The sequence below is a fragment of the Cellulomonas sp. genome, assembly GCF_017744555.1.
In the GTDB taxonomy this organism is placed as follows: domain Bacteria; phylum Actinomycetota; class Actinomycetes; order Actinomycetales; family Cellulomonadaceae; genus Cellulomonas.
Genome location: NZ_JAGIBD010000009.1, coordinates 84,826 through 101,501, shown reverse-complemented (window position 1 = coordinate 101,501; position 16,676 = coordinate 84,826). Strand labels below are relative to the sequence as shown.

Below are 16,676 nucleotides of genomic sequence, written 5' to 3'. Positions count from 1 at the left end.
CGGTGCGTCCGGTTCCGGCGCGTCCGGGGATGTCGGTGCTGGTCCGGAGGGCTAGCGTGGCCGGACGAGGGGCACCGTGGCCGGCGGGGGGTTCCCGCCCGGGGCTCCGCTGGGCTGACGCCCGAGGAGGTCTCATGACCGACGAGCTCGGCACCGACGTCGACGCCCGGCTGCGCGGGATCTGGTGGCTGCCCGTGGTCCGCGGGATCGTCCTGCTGATCGTCGGCTTCCTCATGCTCGCCCACCCGTTCGACACCGCCGTCGCCCTCGTGTGGGTGTTCGGGGTCTTCGCGGTGGTCGACGGCGTCCTCACGCTCGCGCAGTGGTTCTCGAACCGGCACGAGGAGGGCGGCATCTGGTGGGCCGTCCTCGGGCTCGTGAGCGTCGGGTTCGGCCTGGTCGCGATCATCTGGGCGCCGCAGACGGCGAAGGCGATCTTCTACCTGATCGCGATCTGGGTGCTCGTGATCGGCATCCTCGGCGTCATCGCCGCCGCGACGCTCTACCGGGCGCGCGACATCGGGTGGTTCTGGGTGCTCGCGTCCGGGCTGGTGGCGTTCCTCATCGGCCTGCTGATGCTCGTCAACCCGCAGGAGACCGTCGCCGTCGTGATGGTGATCTTCGGGCTGTTCGCGTTCGTCGCGGGTGTGCTGCTCGTGGTGAGCGGCTTCGCGACCCGGGCGTTCGCGCGCGCCGTCGGAAAGGGCTCGGCCGCGATCTGACGGCTACCTGCTGCCGACGTACGCGACGCCGAGGCCGCCGCACAGGAACGCCATCGTGCTGGTGACGACGCCACCGGTCGCGAGAACGGCCGCGGCGGCGTCCGGCCAGTAGATCTGGGCCAGACCGCTCGCGGCGAGCGTGACGGCGCCGAGAACGAGCGTGACGTAGTAGACGGTCCGCCGCACGCCCTCGGGGATGTTCGGCGCGTAGGTCTGTTCCGGGGCCGTGGTCATGGCCGGTCTCCTTCGGGTGGTCGCGTGCACGTCCCGCGGCTCGGGGCGCGTCGCGCGCTCGCTGAGGAGGAGTCCGCGCGCCGGGTCGTGATGCACCCCCGTGCGGTCGTGTTTGCGCCCCGCGCGTCACCGCTGCTCAGTAGGCTCCGCGCACGATCCTCGTGCGAGCGGCGCACGCAGGACGCGGTGCGGAGGACGACGATGGCGACATCGGTGCGGGCAGCGGTGTCGCTGCTCCTGCTGGCAGGCTTCTACGTGGTGGCGTTCGCCCTGGTCGCGGGGCTGGGGTGGCTCGCCGTGCTCGCCTACCGGAGCGGCTCGGAGACCGGCGGGGCCAAGCTCGGGTTCGTCGCGGCGGCCGTCGCGGTGGCGATCGTCGTCGCGCTCGTCAAGGTCGCACGGGCTCGCCCGCCCGCGGAGCCGGGGCTGCAGGTCTCCCGTGCGAACGCCCCCGCGCTGTGGGCGCAGGTCGACGAGCTCGCGGGCGTCGCGCAGACGCGCGTGCCCGACGAGATCCGGCTCGTGCCCGAGGTCAACGCGGCGGTCTCGGAGGACACGCGCATGCTCGGGCTGGTCGGCGGGCGCCGCCGGCTGTACCTCGGGGTGCCGCTCCTGCAGGCGCTCGACGTGTCGCAGCTGCGCTCCGTCCTCGCGCACGAGCTCGGCCACTACTCGCGCAGCCACACCCGGCTCGGCCCGCTCACGTACCGGGGGCGGGCGGCGATCGGCGCGACGCTCGACGAGCTGTCGGGGAACGTCGTCGGGTGGGTGCTGGCCGGGTACGCCCGCCTGTACCTGCTCGCGTCCGCGACCGTGAGCCGCCGCCAGGAGCTGGAGGCCGACGAGCTGTCTGTGCGCGTCGCGGGCCGGTCGGTCGCGCAGGCCACGCTGCGCGAGCTGCCGCTGATCGACCGTGCGTGGGGGTTCTACGGCGCGGCCTACCTCGACGACGGCTGGGAGGCCGGGTACGCGCCCACGGCCGCCGGGTTCTTCGGCGGGTTCGGCCAGTTCCTCGCGGCGCGCGGTGACGAGCTCCAGACGATGCGCCTGGACGCGCCGCCCGCCGAGCAGTCGCGGTTCGACAGCCACCCGTCGATCGCCGCCCGGGTCGCCGCGATGGACCGGATGCCGGACGTGCCGGTCGCGCGTGACGCACGCCCCGCGACGAGCCTGGTGCCCGGCTTCGACAACGCGGCGGCGGCACTCGCCGAGCAGGTCGTCGCGTTCGGCGACCGGGTCCGGCTCGACTGGGAGACGTTCACGGCGACGCGGCTCGCGGCGCAGTCGCAGCGCACCGCCGACTCCGTCTACCGGGTCGCCGCACGCGCCACCGGCCAGAGCCGCGCGACGCTCGCCACGGTGCTCGACCTCGTGGCCGCCGGCCGGCTCGACGAGGTGCTGCGCGGGCTCGGGCTCGACCCCGCCGCCGGTCCCGACGAGGACGGCGACACGCCCGCCGGGCTCACGCTCACGGTCGTCGTGCGCGCCGCGGCCCTCCAGGCGGGCGTCGCGTCGTGGCGGCACTCGTGGTCCGGGCCCGCGGTCGTCGTCGGCCGGGACGGCCAGGAGCTCGCGCTCGACGGCGTCGTCGCGCTCGCCGTCGACCCGGCCTCGGTGCCCGCTGCGCGTGCCGCGCTCGCGGGTCTGGGCATCGACGTCGACCGCGCCGGGCAGCAGTCCGCGGTGGCGACCGCGCACGGCGGCGACGTGGTAGGCGGCCTCGCGACGGTCGACGTCGACGGGACGCCGTCGGAGGTGCTCGTGCTCGACAACGGGTTCGTCGTCGTGCCCAGCACCAAGAGCACCGAGGGTGGCAAGGTGCGGCTCCTGGCGCTGGCCCAGGTGCCGGCCGCCGAGCTCGCCGCGCGCCACCGGTTCGTCTCGTACGAGGACGTCGCCGGCGTCGAGGTGCACAAGCGGACACCCGTGAAGGTCACGGTCACGCTGCACGACGGCACGACCGTCGCCCTCAAGGAGCGGTGGTCGGGCGAGCGGCTGAGCAAGGACAGCGACGACGTGCTGATCGGCGCGCTGCTGTCGGCCGCCCGGTCGGCGACGCTCGACGCGGACGTGCCCGTGTAGGCCCGCTCAGGACAGGTGCAGGGCGTCGCGCCACTCGTCGGGGATCGACGCGTAGCCGACGAACACGACCATGTCCATGATCGTGTGGGCGACGACGAGCGGCATGACGCGCCGTCGTCGGCGGTAGTACTCGGCGAACACCAGGCCCATGACGACGTTCCCGAAGAACGGCCCCCACCCCTGGTACAGGTGGTACGACCCGCGCAGCAGCGCCGACGCGACCACGATCAGCGGGGTCCGCCAGCGCAGGTCGCGCAGCCGCTCCATGAGGTAACCGACGGCGATGACCTCCTCGAGCAGCGCGTTCTGGATGGCCGCGAACAGCAGGATCGGGATCGTCCACCAGGCGGAGTTGAGCGCCTCGGCCTGCACCTGGACCGTGATCCCGAGCGCGCGGCCGAGGGCGTAGAGGCCGAGGCCGGGGACGCCGATCGCGGCGGCGAGGGCTGCCCCGACGCCGAGGTCGCGCCACGGCCGTGTGACGTCGAGGCCGATGCGCCGGACCGCCGAGCGGCCGTTCGCGGACAGCAGGTACAGGGCCAGCGCGACGGGGATGAGCGCGAAGCCGATCTGCAGCACCTGGTAGATCAGGTCGAGCCAGGGCCGGGCCGAGCGGCTCGGGTTGAGCGTGGTGGTCTGGTCGCCGAGCGGCGGGCCCGCGGTGAGGCGGTCGAGGATCGCGACCATCGCGTAGACGCCCGAGCGGCCCAGGGACAGGCCGAGGACGATCCAGATCTCGGTGGTGAGCCGGCGCCGCACGGCCCGGTCGCTCGGGGGCGGTGCCAGGGCGGACCGGCTCGTCTCGGGGCTGCCGGTCCCGGTCCCACGGGCGCCGCCGGTCGTGGGTTCGGCGAGGTCGCTCGTCGTGGGGCCGGCTCCGGCGGGTCCCGACGAGGGCAGCGCGTGCTCGTCGGGAGCGCCCTTGGCCGTCATGCCGCCGAGCCTAGGACCGGTTCCTGGACGTGCGCTGGACGGCGGCTGGGCCCTTGCGCCTCTCGTTTGCCACAAACTACTTTGTGTGACAAACCCAAGGGGGACGCCATGGACGACGAGACCGACCCGGCACCGGCCAGCGCAGCCGAGGCCCTGTCGATCATCAGCGCGCAGCGCCGGGTTGCATGGCAGACCGTGCCGTCGAGCGCGCTGCTGTTCCTCGTCTGGGGCGGTGCCTGGCTCGTCGGGTACGGCGGGCTGTGGCTCTCGGCCGACGAGCGCGGACGCCCCTCGGTCGGCGCCGCCGTCCTGGCCGTCGCGCTGGCCGTCGCAGCGGTCGCCACGACGATCCTGCACTCGGTGGCCCGCACCCGCGGCATCGCGGGCGACTCCGCCCGGCAGGGTGCGCTCTACGGCTGGGCGTGGTTCGTCGGGTACCTGGCGATGGGCTGGATCATCTCGGCGCTCAGCGCCGCCGGCGCGTCGTACGAGGTCGTCGGGCTCGCCGCCAACTCGGTCGCGGCGCTCGTCGCGGGCCTGCTCTACCTCGCGGGCGGGATCCTGTGGCGCGCCACGGCCATGTACGTGCTCGGCGCCTGGATCGCGCTCGTCGGCGCCGCCAGTGCATTCGCCGGTCTGCCCACGTCCTACCTGTGGCTGTCCCTCGCCGGCGGCGGCGGCATGCTCACCGCCGGGCTCGTCGAGGCGGTCCGCCGCCGGGCGGCGCCGTGACCGAGCTCGACCCGGTGATCCACGCGCAGGCCCGTCTCCGGGTCGTCGCGACCCTCGCGAGCCTCGCACCCGACGACCGCATCACCTTCCCGCGGCTGCAGAAGCTGCTCGACATGACCGCGGGCAACCTGTCCACCCATCTGCGTCGTCTCGAGGAGGCAGGGTACGTGACGATCACCAAGACCCACGAAGGACGCACACCAGCCACGTACGTGCAGCTCACGGGCACCGGCCGTGTCGCGTTCGACCGGTACACGACGACCCTGCGCGCCGTGCTCGGGGGTGCGTCATGAGCGTCGTCTCGCTCACGCACGTCACCCGGACGTTCGGACCCGTGGTCGCGCTCGACGACGTGTCGCTCGACGTCGACCAGGGCGAGCTCGTCGGGCTCCTCGGACCCAACGGCGCCGGCAAGACGACCCTGCTGTCGCTCGTCAGCGGCCTGCGACGGCCCGACTCCGGCGACGTCCGGCTGTTCGGCGGCGACCCCCGCTCGGCCGCGTCGCGCATCGGGCTCGGCACGACCCCGCAGGACACCGGCCTGCCGCCCACGCTCACCGTCGGGGAGGTCGTCGACCTCGTCGGCCGCCACTACCCGGCGCCCATGCCGACGTCCGAGGTGCTCGCCCGGTTCGGGCTCGAGGACCTCGTCCGACGCCAGACCGGGGGACTGTCGGGCGGGCAGCGGCGACGCCTGGCCGTCGCGCTCGCGCTCGTCGGGCGGCCTCGGCTCGTGCTGCTCGACGAGCCCACCACGGGGCTCGACGTCGAGGCGCGGCACGTGCTCTGGCAGGCGTTGCGCGAGTACCACGCGGACGGCGCGACCGTAGTGCTCACCAGCCACTACCTCGAGGAGATCGAGGCGCTCGCGGACCGGGTCGTCGTGGTCGGCGGCGGTCGGGTGCTCGCCGACGACTCGCTCGCGGCCGTGCTCGGGCTCGTCGGGCTGCGGCGCGTGGTGCTCACCGTGCCGGCGTCCGTCGTGCTCGACGGGCTGCCCGGGGCGGCCGTTGTGCAGGACGGTGTCGCGGCGGGGGACGGCGGTGACGTGCGGCGGACCGTGCTCGCGTCCGACGCCGACGCGTTCGTGCGAGCCCTCGTGCGGCAGGACGTGCCGTTCCGCGACCTCGAGATGCGCGGAGCGTCGCTCGAGGAGGCGTTCCTCACGCTGACGACGCGGGACGGCGAGGCTGCGGATCGGGACGTCGTCGCGCACCCCGGGACCGACCAGCCCGCATCCGACGAGCCCGCCGAGGAGGTGGCCCGATGACCACGCTGACGGCCCGGCCACGCCCGTTCTGGACGCTCGCCGTCGTGCACGCCCGGTTCCAGTTCGTCGAGACGATCCGCATCCCGATCGCCGTGCTCGGCAACCTGCTCTTCCCGGCGCTGGCGCTGCTGTTCTTCGTCGTCCCGCAGCGGTCCGTGGCCGACGACCCCGTGCTCGCGACCGCCGCCGTCGCGCAGCTCGGCACGTTCGCGGTGATGTCGACGTGCCTGTTCTCGTTCGGCGTCGGGGTGTCCGAGGACCGCGCGCTGCCGTTCGACCCGTTCCTGCGGACCCTGCCCGCCGGTGCCGGGCCTCGGCTCGCCGGGCGTGTGATCAACGGTGTCGTCTGGTCGTTCTTCGCGCTCGTGCCGCTCGTGCTCATCGGCTGGCTGCTCACCGCGGCGACGATCACGGTGCCGCGCGCGCTCGCGGCCGTCGTCATGGTGCCCGTCGTCGCCGTGCCGTTCCTGCTGCTCGGGCTCGCGATCGGGTACCGCCTCACGTCGAAGGCCGCGATCGCCGTCGTCCAGGCGACGCTGTTCCCGCTCGCGTTCGCCGGCGGGCTGTTCCTGCCGCCCGAGATGTTCCCGGGCTGGCTCGACGCGATCTCGAAGCTGCTCCCGTCCCGCGCGGCCCGCGACCTGGCCGTGCAGGCAGTGACCGGCGACCCGGCCTACGCGGGCGCGCTGGTGGTCATCCTGGCCTGGACGGCCCTGTTCGCCGCCCTGGCCGTCCTCGCGTACCGCCGCGACGAGGGCCGCCGCTTCCACTGACCAGCCCCTCGCACGCCGAGTCCGTGGGTTGTCGCCGAGACCGTGGCATACAACCCACGGTCTCGGCTGGAACCCACGGACTCGGTGGACGGGCGGACGGCGGGACTCAGCGGAAGCGGCGCAGGCGGAGGGAGTTCGTCACCACCAGGACCGACGAGAACGCCATCGCGGCGCCCGCGATCATCGGGTTGAGCAGGCCGAGGGCCGCGAGCGGGACGGCCGCCACGTTGTACGCGAACGCCCAGAACAGGTTCTGCTTGATCACCCGCAGCGTGCGCCGGGCCAGCCGGACCGCCTGACCCGCCGACCGCAGGTCGCCGCGCACGAGCGTCACGTCGGACGCCTCGATCGCGACGTCGGTGCCGGTGCCCATCGCGAGGCCGAGGTCGGCCGTCGCGAGCGCCGCGGCGTCGTTGACGCCGTCGCCGACCATCGCGACCCGCGCACCGCCGGCACGCAGCCGCTCGACGACCGCGACCTTGTCGGCGGGCAGCACCTGCGCGATCACGTCGTCGTCCGCGATGCCGACCTCGCGCGCCGCCGTGCGGGCCGCGCCGAGGTTGTCGCCCGTGAGCAGCACGGGCCGCAGGCCGAGGGCCCGCAGGTCCCGGACGGCGTCCGCGGACGACGGCTTGACCGGGTCGCGCAGCACGAGCGTGCCGCGCACCGAGCCGTCCCAGGCGACCATCACGGCGGTACCGCCCGCGGCCTCCGCCTCGTCGAACGGGCCGCGGGCCGCGTCCGTGGCGACGCCCTGGGCGGACAGCCACGCCGGACGCCCGACGAGCACCCGGCGGCCGAGCCCGACGCCCGAGTGGGCCGTGCGGACGACGCCCGAGACGCCGTGACCGGCCTCGGCGTGGAAGTCGTGCACCTGGTCGGCGCCGATGACGACACCGTCGGCGCCGACCGAGGCACCGACCGACGCGCGCGCCGGGACGGCCGCTGCGATCGCGCGGGCGATCGGGTGCTCCGCGAGCTGCTCGACGGCGGCGGCGTACCGCAGCACCTCGTCGCCCGGCGTCCCGTCCACGGGCAGCACGTCGACGAGCGCCATCCGTCCCTCGGTCACGGTGCCGGTCTTGTCGAGCACCACGGTGTCGACCGTGCGGGTCTGCTCGAGCACCTCGGGGCCCTTGATGAGGATGCCGAGCTGCGCGCCGCGCCCCGTGCCGACCAGGAGGGCGGTCGGCGTCGCGAGGCCGAGCGCGCAGGGGCACGCGATGATCAGCACCGCGACGGCGGCGGTGAACGCGGCCTGCGTGCCGTTGCCGGACACCAGCCACGCGACGAACGTCAGGCTCGCGAGCACCAGCACCACGGGCACGAACACCGCCGAGATCCGGTCGGCGAGCCGCTGCACGGGCGCCTTGCCGGTCTGCGCGGCGGCCACGAGCCGGCCGATCTGCGCGAGCCGCGTCTCCTCGCCCACGCGCGTCGCGCGGACCACGAGCGCGCCGGACGTGTTGATCGTCGCGCCCGTCACCTCGTCACCGGGACCGACGTCGACCGGCACGGGCTCGCCCGTCAGCAGCGACTCGTCGAGCGCGCTCGTCCCGGAGACGACGACGCCGTCGGTCGCGACCTTCTCGCCGGGCCGGACCGCGAACTCGTCGCCGACCCCGAGCCGGTCGACCGGCACGCGCTGCTCGGTGCGGACCCCGTCCGGGCCCGTGACCAGCAGCGCGACGTCCTTGGCGCCGAGGTCGAGCAGCGCCCGCAGGGCGTCGCCCGCACGCCGGCGCGACCGGTGCTCGGCGTACCGCCCGGCCAGCAGGAACGTCGTGACGACGGCCGCGACCTCGAAGTACAGCTCGGGTACCGCCGCCTCCATCCCGGTGCGCGGGACGAGCGTCGGGGTCATCGTCATGCCGAGCTCGCCCGCGCCGCCGAACAGCAGCGCCCACAGCGACCAGCCGGTCGCCGCGACGATGCCGATCGAGACGAGCGTGTCCATGGTCGACGCGCCGTGCCGGGCCGCGCGCAGGGCCGCCCGGTGGAACGGCCATGCCGCCCAGGCCGCGACGGGCACGGCCGCCGCGGCGACGACCCACTGCCAGCCCGTGAACTGCAGCGCGGGGATCATCGACAGCAGCAGCACCGGGACGGTGAGCACGGTCGACACCCGCAGCCGGGCCCGCAGGTCGGTGCCTCGGGCGTCGGTGGGGGCGGACGTGTCCTCGTCGGCGTCCATCTCGTGCCCGGGCGCCATCGAGTGCCCGGACAACGCGTGCTCGACGGGGTCCATCCCGTGGTGCGCGACGTCGTGCGTCCCGCCGTCCCCGCCCGGCGCGTGCGCGTGCGCGCCGTGCTCGGAGGCGCCGTGCTCGGGGGCAGAGGCGGAGGCTGGGGCGGGATCCGCCGAGGCTGCGACGGACGTGGTCGTCGCGGCCGGCGGTGTCGTCCGGCGGGAGGTGAGGACGGTCGCGTCGTACCCCGCGCGGCGGACGGCCGCCACGAGCGCGTCGTCGTCCGCCACGGCGCCGTCCTCGGACGGCAGCAGCTCGACGTGCGCGCGCTCGAGCGCGAGGTTGACGGTGGCCGTCGCGCCCGGCACCTGGCCGAGCCGCTTCTCGACGCGCGCGACGCACGACGCGCACGTCATGCCCTCGACGGCGAGGTCGACGACGACCGGGGTGTCCTGGGCGCGGGTGCTCACAGCAGCGACCTCCGAGGGGTGACGACGTAGCCGGCCTCGACGACGGCGGCCGCGACGGCGTCGTCGGCGAGGGGCGCGTCCGAGGTGACGGACACGGTGGACGAGCCGCCGACGACGAGGTCGACCGCGACGTCGGTGACGCCGGGCAGCTCGGACAGCTCGGTGGTGACCGCGTGCACGCAGTGGCCGCAGGTCATGCCGTCGACGCCGAACGTGGTGGTCTGGGACATGGGGGTGCTCGCTTCCTGGTAGGTGGGGTTCAGCTGCGGACGAGACGGGCGATGGCGTCGGCCGCCTCGCGGACCTTCTCGGCGCCGTCCTCGGGCGACTTGCGGGCCGCGTCGACGACGCAGTGGCCCAGGTGGTCCTCGACGAGGCCGATGCTCACGGCCTGCAGCGCCTTGGTGACGGCGGAGATCTGGGTGAGGACGTCGATGCAGTACGTGTCCTCGTCGACCATGCGCGCGATGCCGCGCACCTGGCCCTCGATCCGGCGCAGCCGCTTGAGGTAGTCCTCCTTGGCGGAGTCGTAGCCGGGCTTCTGCGGGTGCTCGCTCATGCTCACCCGAACAGCATACCCCTAGGGGGTATTCCCGACGGACGACGGAGGATGATGGTCGCCATGCGGGTCTCGGCGAAGGCGGACTATGCGGTGCGGGCGTGCGCGGAGCTCGCGGCCAGCCCCCACGGTGACCCGGTGCCCGCGGAGATCCTGGCCCAGGGGCAGGACATCCCGACGGCCTTCCTCGAGCGGATCCTCGGCGACCTGCGCCGCGCCGGCATCGTCGCGAGCGTGCGCGGGCGGTCCGGCGGGTACCGGCTGGCCCGACCCGCCGCGGCGGTGAGCCTGGCCGAGGTGATCCGGGCGGTCGACGGGCCGCTCGTGACGGTGCGCGACGAGCGGCCGCCGAGCCTCTCGTACGACGGGTCGGCGGCGTCGCTGCTCGACGTGTGGGTCGCGCTGCGCACGTCGGTCCGGTCGGTGCTCGACGAGGTGACGCTCGAGAGCCTGGTCGCGGGTGAGCTGCCGGAGCACGTGAAGGCGCTCGCGACGACGGTCGGGGCGTGGGACAACCCCTGATCGGCTGTCCAGATGGCGAGTGGCCGTCTCGATGGGCGAGACTGGTCTTGTAACGGCACCAAGGTGGTCGGAATTATCGACCAATCGTCGTCCCCTGTGCCTGGTGGTTCCCGTGCCCGCTCTGATCCTGCTCGCCCTCGTCGGGTTCGCCGCCCAGCTCGTCGACGGTAGCCTCGGCATGGCCTACGGGGTCACGTCGTCCACGCTGCTCCTGGCCATCGGCACCAACCCCGCCGCCGCGTCCGCGACCGTGCACCTGTCCGAGATCGGCACCACGCTCGTCTCCGGCATCTCGCACTGGCGGTTCGGCAACGTCGACTGGAAGGTCGTGCTGCGCGTCGGCGTCCCCGGCGCGATCGGCTCGTTCCTCGGCGCGACGGTGCTGTCCCGCCTCGCGACCGACGCCGCCGCCCCGCTCATGTCGACCGTGCTGCTCGCCCTCGGCGTCTACATCCTCGTGCGGTTCACGCTGTTCGGGCTCCGCAAGGACCGCCTCCACCTACCGCTGCGCAAGAGGTTCCTCGCCCCGCTCGGCCTCGTCGCCGGGTTCGTCGACGCGACCGGTGGCGGCGGCTGGGGACCCGTCGGCACGCCCGCGCTGCTCGCCAGCGGCCGGCTCGAGCCCCGCAAGGTCATCGGGTCCATCGACACCAGCGAGTTCCTCGTCGCCCTCGCCGCGAGCCTCGGGTTCCTCCTCACCCTGGGGTCGCAGGGGATCGACGTCGTCTGGGTCGCCGCCCTGCTCATCGGCGGCATCGCGGCGGCACCGCTGGCCGCCTGGCTGGTCCGGCACCTGCCCCCGCGGATCCTCGGCTCGGCCGTCGGCGGCGTCATCGTCCTCACCAACACCCGGACGCTGGTCCGCAGCGACGCCGTGGGCCTCAAGGGCACACCGGGAGAGGGTCTGATCCTCGGCGCGATCGCGCTGGTGTGGATCGCCGCGATCGTCTGGTCGGTCCGGGCCTACCGCGCCGAGCGGGCGCTCGAGCGTGAGGCGGAGGAGCTCACCGTCGACCTGCACGAGGCCGCACCCGTCGCGGCCCCGACCGCCTGACCGCTCGGACCTCCCACCCTCCCGCCGCTCTCGCGGGCGGCCCCGCGCTGAGACGGCGCACCCGAAATGTCGCATCCGACCGTTTCGTTCGACATACTCGGTCGCGGTCGACCCGCCACGGCGGGGCCGACCCGGCTGCCGGCGAGCGGCGGTCGCGCACGACGACCGGGCGATCCGGGCGACGGACGATCGTCGACGGTGACGAGAGGCGGGGGACATGGGCGGACGCGATCCGGAACGACCTCGCGAGGAGCGGACCCCTCGACCGGGCGCGGGCGTCTGGAACGACCGGGTCGAGCCCCTGTCGGTCGCGGCGGAGCGTGGCCGTGCGACGGCGTTCTTCGGCCTCGCGGACCTCGTGCTCGGCCCGCCGACGTGGTCGCCCACCCCGGCGGTGCCGTTCCCGCGGCCCGCTCCGAACACCGAGACGGACCCACCGACGCTCGCCTGACGACCCGGTCTCAGGCCCCGCCGGAGCCGCGGGTCTCAGACCCCCGGCGCAGGTGCCGCAGCCGCGGCCCGGGCAGCGGCCGGCAGCGCCGACACGATGCGGTCGACGGCGTCCTCGTCGTGCGCGGCGGACACGAACCACGCCTCGAACGGCGACGGGGGCGCGTACACCCCGGACTCGAGCAGCGACCGGTGGAACGGCGCGTACCGCCACGACTCGGTGGCCAGCACCGTCGCGTAGTCGCGCGCACCGGAGGCCCCGGCCGCACCGAAGAACGTGCTGAACAGGTTCCCGGCCCACTGCACGGCGTGCGGCAGGTCCTCGCCGGCCAGCGCGGACGAGATCTCGGTGCGCAGCTGCGCGGACACCGCGTCGACGTGCGCGTACACGGACGCGTCGGCGAGCCGCAGCGTCGCAAGACCCGCCGCGGTGGCGACCGGGTTCCCGGACAGCGTGCCGGCCTGGTACACGGGTCCGACGGGTGCGAGCTGGTTCATGACGTCCCGGCGCCCGCCGACGGCCGCGACGGGCAGGCCGCCGCCGATGACCTTGCCGAACGTGAACAGGTCGGCCGCCCAGCCCTCGCGCAGGCCCTCGAGCCCCCACCAGCCCGAGTACCCGACCCGGAAGCCGGTGAGCACCTCGTCCTGGATGAGCAGCGCGCCGTGCTCGATGGTGAGGCGGCGCAGGGCCACGTTGAACCCCGGCAGCGGCGGCACGACGCCCATGTTGGCGGGCGCGGCCTCGGTGATGACGGCGGCGATCCGGTCGCCGTGGGTCGCGAACGCCTGCTCGACCGCGTCGACGTCGTTGTACGGCAGCACGATCGTCTCGGCGGCGACCGCACCGGACACGCCGGCCGAGTCGGGCAGCCCGAGCGTGGCGATGCCCGAACCCGCGGACGCCAGCAGCGCGTCGACGTGGCCGTGGTAGCAGCCGGCGAACTTCACGACGAGGTCGCGGCCCGTGAACGCGCGCGCGAGGCGCAGGGCCGTCATGGTCGCCTCGGTGCCCGTCGAGACGAGGCGCACCTTCTCGGCGGCGGGGAGGCGGTGGCGGATCTCGTTGACCAGCTCGACCTCGGCGACCGTCGGGGCGCCGAAGCTCAGCCCGCGGCCGGCGGCCTCCTGCACGGCGGCGACGACCTCGGGGTGCGCGTGCCCGAGCAGCGCCGGACCCCACGAGCCGACGAGGTCGACGTACTCGTTCCCGTCGACGTCGGTGACGTACGCGCCGCGCGCGGAGGCGATGAACGGGGGGGTGCCGCCGACGGACCCGAACGCCCGCACCGGGGAGTTCACCCCGCCGGGGATCACGGCCTGGGCTCGCGCGAACGCCTCGGCGCTCGTCGTGCCGACCGCAGCCAGCTCCTCGACCCCGTTGGGGCTCATCGGTTCTCCTCCGCCAGCCATCCGGCCAGCTCTGTCGCGAAGTACGTGAGGACGTGATCGGCACCGGCACGCCGGATGCTGAGCACGGACTCCAGGATCGCCCGTTCGCGCTCGATCCAGCCGTGCGCGGCGGCGGCCATGATCATGGCGTATTCGCCCGAAACCTGGTAGGCCGCGACGGGAACGGTCGAGACGGCGGAGACGTCCGCGAGCACGTCCAGGTACGACATGGCGGGCTTCACCATGACGACGTCGGCCCCCTCGGCGATGTCGATCGCCACCTCACGGGCGGCCTCACGACGGTTCGCGGGGTCCATCTGGTACGTCCGCCGGTCGCCCACGAGGGCCGACTCGACGGCCTCGCGGAACGGCCCGTAGAACGCCGACGCGTACTTCGCGGCGTACGCGAGGACGGCCGTGTCGTCGAAACCGGCGGCGTCCAGGGCGTCGCGCACGACGGCCGTCTGGCCGTCCATCATGCCGCTGAGCCCCACGAGGTGGGCCCCCGCGGACGCCTGCGCGAGGGCCATCTCGGCGTACCGCACGAGCGTCCGGTCGTTGTCCACGGCACCGTTCGGGGTCAGCACGCCGCAGTGCCCGTGATCCGTGAACTCGTCGAGGCACAGGTCCGCCTGCACCACGAGCGCGTCTCCCACCTCGGAGATCACGTCCCCGATGGCCACGTTGAGGATGCCGTCGGGGTCCGTCGCCTGCGACCCGACGGCATCGCGCACGGACGGGATCGCGAACAGCATCACGCCGCCGAGCCCGGCCTCCGCGGCGCCGACGGCGGCCTTCCGGAGGCTGTCGCGGGTGTGCTGCTCCACGCCCGGCATCGACGTGATGGGTCGCGGCTCGGTGAGCCCCTCGCGGACGAACAGCGGGAGCACGAGCTCGGCGGGGTGCAGGCGCGTCTCGGCGACGAGCCGGCGCATCGGGGCCGTCGAGCGCGTACGGCGCAGGCGGACGCGGCCGGGGTGCGGGACGGGTGAGGGAGTCGTTGCCGGGGTGGGGGTGGTCACGCGATCTCCTCGGGCCCGGGCGTGCCGGGCTGCTGCGGGACGGACGGGAGGGCGGGGGAGACGAGCGTCCCGCCTGCTGCTGGTGGCTGCGGCCGCGCAGCGACGGGTGGGGGCGCGGCGGCGTCCTCCGATCCGGTGACGGCCGGGCGGGTGACGCCGGTGCCGTCACCGGCCCTGCCGACCGTCGTCGAGGCGGTACCGGTCGCGGCGGGAGGTGCCGACGCGGCGTCGGTCGTGCCGTCGGACCAGGTCGCCGCGGCCGTGCGCGTCGGGTCCGCCGTCGCGTCGACCAGCGCGGCGACGAGGCCGGCCATCGTCTGGGTCGCGGCGACGCCGGCCAGCGGGAGCCCGAGCCTGTCGGCCTCGGCGGCCGTCGTCGGGCCGATGGCGACGAGCAGCGTGCCGGCTGGTGGTGGGCCGAGCCGGTCGTGGAGCTCGCGCACGGTGCTCGCGGACGTGAGGAGCGCGGCCCGGATCTCGCCCGACGCCCACGCGGTGCGGACCTCCTCGGGCGGCGGCGGCGCGGCGACCGTCCGGTAGACGACGACGTCGTCGACCCGCCAGCCGCGGGCGCGCAGCCCCTCGGCGAGGGTGGGTGCGGCGAGGTCGCCGCGCGGGAACAGCACCCGCGGACGATCGTCGGGAGCGGGCCAGGCCGCGACGAGCGCCGCGGCGGTCGACTCGCTGCGGGGCACGAGGTACGGCTCGACGCCGGCCTCGCGCAGCGCCCGTGCGGTGCCCGGGCCGACCGCGGCGACCCTGACGCCGCCGGTCGTGACGAGCGCGCCGAGCGTCGTGTCGGCCGCGGCGGCTCGCGCGACCAGCGCCGGGACGGCCGCCGCGCTCGTCACGGCCAACCAGCCGTACCAGCCGGCGCCGAGGGCGAGCAGCGCGTCGTCCAGGTCCGTGAGGTCGTCCGGCGGGACCGTCGCGACGAGCGGCACGAGCACCGCCTCGGCGCCGACGGCCGCGAGCGCGACCGCGGCCGGGCTGCCGCCCGCGACGGGTCGCGGCACGAGGACCCGCCAGCCGGCGAGCGGGCCGGTGGGGGTGGTCGGGGTGCCGGGCCGGTCGATCACCGTGGCGCCCCGAGCTCCGCCAGGTCGGCGGCACCGGCCTCCAGGAGCAGCTCCGCGAGGTTCTCCCCGAGGCTGCGGGCGGCGGCCTCGTCGGTTGCCCTGTCTCCCGCGCCGACCTGCTGCACGAACGCCGAGCGGCGCAGCACCTGCGACCCGTCCGTCCGGGCCACGACGGCCTGGAGCGTGAGCGTGCCGGTCACGTCGTCGAGCTCCGCGAGCGCTCCGACCGGTGCCGCGCAGCCCGCCTCGAGCCTGGCCAGTAGCGCGCGCTCCGCGAGGACGGCGAGCCGGGTCGGGCGGTGGTCGAGCGCGCGCAAGGCGTCCGCGAGCGGGCTGTCCGCGTCGACGCCGATGCCCGTGCCGCGGACCTCGACGGCCAGGGCACCCTGCCCGGGGGCGGGCAGCATGACATCGACGTCGAACACCTCGGTCACCGCGTCGAGCCGCCCGAGGCGGGCCAGACCGGCGCGGGCCAGCACGACGGCGTCGAGGTCCCCGCGCGGCGACGGCTTGTCGGGGTCGGGAGCGGCGGTGCTGCGGGCGCCGGCGACGCGCCCGAGGCGGGTGTCGACGTTGCCGCGGATGTCGACGACCTCGAGGTCCGGCCGTGCGGCGCGCAGCTGCGCGGCCCGGCGCGGCGACCCCGTGCCGATCGTCGACCCGGCGGGCAGCGCGGCGAGCGCGAGGCCGTCGCGCGCGCACAGGGCGTCACGGGGGTCCTCGCGCGGGGGGACGGCGGCGAGCGCGAGCCCGTCGGGGTCGGCCGTCGGGAGGTCCTTCAGCGAGTGCACGGCGACGTCGCACCGGCCCTCGAGCAGCGCGTCGCGCAGGGCCGTGACGAACACGCCGGTGCCGCCGAGCGTGCTGAGCGAACCGGCGAGCCGGTCGCCGTCGGTGCGGACCCGCACGGTCTCGATCTCGACGTCGCCGAGGCGGGCGATCGCGTCGGCCACGTGACCGGTCTGCGTGAGCGCGAGCGCGCTCGCACGGGTGCCGATCCGCACGTTCTGGGACATGGGTCCAGTGTCTCGCGGTGCGGCGGGTCGTGTCGAAGTCCGGCGGCACCGTCGAAATGCTCCCGCCCGACGTTCCCGGCGTCCTGACAGCTTGTCAGAAAATGACCAGCAAGGACGCGCCAAGAATGTGACCCACGCCATTTCTCGCGACGTGATGGCGACACATTGTCAGATCAT

At 74.8% G+C, this 16,676-nt stretch carries 18 protein-coding genes; 9 read left to right on the top strand and 9 right to left on the bottom strand.

Features of this window, described 5'->3' with window-relative positions; translation table 11 throughout:
* The first annotated feature begins 134 nt into the window (after nucleotides 1-134).
* A complete protein-coding gene (locus tag J7523_RS08320; RefSeq protein ID WP_291884763.1) occupies nucleotides 135-722 on the top strand; it encodes an HdeD family acid-resistance protein in 588 nt (195 codons plus the stop codon).
* Between the two features lie 3 nt (nucleotides 723-725).
* Here the strand turns inward: J7523_RS08320 and J7523_RS08315 are convergent, their stop codons facing one another.
* Nucleotides 726-956 carry a hypothetical protein gene (locus J7523_RS08315; protein ID WP_291884762.1) on the bottom strand — a complete coding sequence of 77 codons (231 nt, stop codon included), beginning with the start codon at nucleotides 954-956 and terminating at the stop codon, nucleotides 726-728.
* A gap of 201 nt (nucleotides 957-1,157) precedes the next feature.
* Between J7523_RS08315 and J7523_RS08310 the strand changes: the two genes are divergently transcribed.
* Nucleotides 1,158-3,038 (top strand): M48 family metallopeptidase, encoded by a 1,881-nt coding sequence (locus tag J7523_RS08310; RefSeq protein ID WP_291884760.1) that lies wholly within the window; start codon nucleotides 1,158-1,160, stop codon nucleotides 3,036-3,038.
* Between the two features lie 6 nt (nucleotides 3,039-3,044).
* Here J7523_RS08310 and J7523_RS08305 read toward each other — a convergent pair whose 3' ends face one another.
* Nucleotides 3,045-3,971 (bottom strand): CPBP family intramembrane glutamic endopeptidase, encoded by a 927-nt coding sequence (locus J7523_RS08305; RefSeq protein WP_291884757.1) that lies wholly within the window; start codon nucleotides 3,969-3,971, stop codon nucleotides 3,045-3,047.
* Nucleotides 3,972-4,079: 108 nt separating this feature from the next.
* On the opposite strand from J7523_RS08305, the gene J7523_RS08300 reads away from it, so the two are divergent.
* The 4 genes from J7523_RS08300 to J7523_RS08285 are packed head-to-tail and all read left to right on the top strand — an operon-like array spanning nucleotide 4,080 to nucleotide 6,746.
* Nucleotides 4,080-4,703, top strand: a complete 624-nt coding sequence (locus tag J7523_RS08300) for a hypothetical protein (RefSeq protein ID WP_291884755.1) — start codon at nucleotides 4,080-4,082, stop codon at nucleotides 4,701-4,703.
* Nucleotides 4,700-4,996 carry a transcriptional regulator gene (locus J7523_RS08295; RefSeq protein ID WP_291884753.1) on the top strand — a complete coding sequence of 99 codons (297 nt, stop codon included), beginning with the start codon at nucleotides 4,700-4,702 and terminating at the stop codon, nucleotides 4,994-4,996. The genes J7523_RS08300 and J7523_RS08295 overlap by 4 nt, the downstream gene beginning before the upstream one ends.
* Nucleotides 4,993-5,973 carry an ABC transporter ATP-binding protein gene (locus J7523_RS08290; protein WP_291884750.1) on the top strand — a complete coding sequence of 327 codons (981 nt, stop codon included), beginning with the start codon at nucleotides 4,993-4,995 and terminating at the stop codon, nucleotides 5,971-5,973. Before J7523_RS08295 ends, J7523_RS08290 begins: the two co-directional genes overlap by 4 nt.
* Nucleotides 5,970-6,746, top strand: a complete 777-nt coding sequence (locus J7523_RS08285; protein WP_291884748.1) for an ABC transporter permease — start codon at nucleotides 5,970-5,972, stop codon at nucleotides 6,744-6,746. The genes J7523_RS08290 and J7523_RS08285 overlap by 4 nt, the downstream gene beginning before the upstream one ends.
* 106 nt (nucleotides 6,747-6,852) lie before the next feature.
* Here J7523_RS08285 and J7523_RS08280 read toward each other — a convergent pair whose 3' ends face one another.
* The 3 genes from J7523_RS08280 to J7523_RS08270 are packed head-to-tail and all read right to left on the bottom strand — an operon-like array spanning nucleotide 6,853 to nucleotide 9,964.
* Entirely contained in the window at nucleotides 6,853-9,405 is a 2,553-nt protein-coding gene (locus J7523_RS08280) for a heavy metal translocating P-type ATPase (protein ID WP_291884746.1), read from the bottom strand.
* Nucleotides 9,402-9,635 carry a cation transporter gene (locus tag J7523_RS08275; protein WP_291884742.1) on the bottom strand — a complete coding sequence of 78 codons (234 nt, stop codon included), beginning with the start codon at nucleotides 9,633-9,635 and terminating at the stop codon, nucleotides 9,402-9,404. The genes J7523_RS08280 and J7523_RS08275 overlap by 4 nt, the downstream gene beginning before the upstream one ends.
* 29 nt (nucleotides 9,636-9,664) lie before the next feature.
* A complete protein-coding gene (locus J7523_RS08270; RefSeq protein WP_291884859.1) occupies nucleotides 9,665-9,964 on the bottom strand; it encodes a metal-sensitive transcriptional regulator in 300 nt (99 codons plus the stop codon).
* Nucleotides 9,965-10,027: 63 nt separating this feature from the next.
* On the opposite strand from J7523_RS08270, the gene J7523_RS08265 reads away from it, so the two are divergent.
* From J7523_RS08265 to J7523_RS08255, 3 genes are all read left to right on the top strand, one after another.
* Nucleotides 10,028-10,486, top strand: coding sequence for an Rrf2 family transcriptional regulator (locus J7523_RS08265; protein WP_291884739.1), 459 nt, complete (start codon nucleotides 10,028-10,030; stop codon nucleotides 10,484-10,486).
* Between the two features lie 112 nt (nucleotides 10,487-10,598).
* Complete coding sequence (locus tag J7523_RS08260) at nucleotides 10,599-11,540, top strand: sulfite exporter TauE/SafE family protein (RefSeq protein ID WP_291884736.1); 942 nt, start codon at nucleotides 10,599-10,601, stop codon at nucleotides 11,538-11,540.
* Nucleotides 11,541-11,757: 217 nt separating this feature from the next.
* Entirely contained in the window at nucleotides 11,758-11,991 is a 234-nt protein-coding gene (locus tag J7523_RS08255; protein ID WP_291884733.1) for a hypothetical protein, read from the top strand.
* Between the two features lie 35 nt (nucleotides 11,992-12,026).
* Here J7523_RS08255 and hemL read toward each other — a convergent pair whose 3' ends face one another.
* The 4 genes from hemL to hemC are packed head-to-tail and all read right to left on the bottom strand — an operon-like array spanning nucleotide 12,027 to nucleotide 16,499.
* Nucleotides 12,027-13,382: a glutamate-1-semialdehyde 2,1-aminomutase gene (hemL, locus tag J7523_RS08250; protein ID WP_291884730.1), complete on the bottom strand. Its 1,356-nt coding sequence runs from the start codon at nucleotides 13,380-13,382 to the stop codon at nucleotides 12,027-12,029.
* On the bottom strand, nucleotides 13,379-14,344 hold the full coding sequence (gene hemB, locus J7523_RS08245; protein WP_291884856.1) for a porphobilinogen synthase: 966 nt from the start codon (nucleotides 14,342-14,344) through the stop codon (nucleotides 13,379-13,381). The genes hemL and hemB overlap by 4 nt, the downstream gene beginning before the upstream one ends.
* 56 nt (nucleotides 14,345-14,400) lie before the next feature.
* A complete protein-coding gene (locus J7523_RS08240; RefSeq protein WP_291884727.1) occupies nucleotides 14,401-15,483 on the bottom strand; it encodes a uroporphyrinogen-III synthase in 1,083 nt (360 codons plus the stop codon).
* Nucleotides 15,480-16,499 (bottom strand): hydroxymethylbilane synthase, encoded by a 1,020-nt coding sequence (gene hemC / locus J7523_RS08235; protein ID WP_291884724.1) that lies wholly within the window; start codon nucleotides 16,497-16,499, stop codon nucleotides 15,480-15,482. Before hemC ends, J7523_RS08240 begins: the two co-directional genes overlap by 4 nt.
* Nucleotides 16,500-16,676: the final 177 nt, after the last annotated feature.